The 249-nt window shown below is 67.5% G+C and carries 1 protein-coding gene; it reads right to left on the bottom strand.

Annotated elements, in window-relative coordinates; genetic code table 11:
- Nucleotides 1–249: alpha/beta fold hydrolase (locus AC1RPG_RS08905; protein WP_481762625.1), on the bottom strand; the 249-nt coding region annotated here is incomplete at both ends.

The raw sequence follows: 249 nt of genomic DNA, 5'->3' as shown, positions 1-249 counted from the left end.
CACGTAGACGAGGCCGACGACGTTGTCCGCAACGCCGGCCGCGGTGATCACCGATCCTCCGTAGGAGTGGCCGACGAGCAGCACGGGACCGTCGATGTCGGCGATCACGCCCTTGAGATAGTCGCCGTCGCCTCCGGTGAGTCCGCGCAGCGCGTTCGGCGGCGCGATCATCGTGAGGTTCTCTTTCAGAAGCAGGTCGTACAGAGGCCGCCAGCCGGACGCGTCGGCGAACGCTCCGTGGACCAGGAC

Source organism: Dellaglioa sp. CoH-57-MRSF-18 (genome assembly GCF_056781995.1).
Note: the sequence above shows the minus strand (reverse complement) of the source record. Positions and strands in the feature narration are given on the sequence as shown.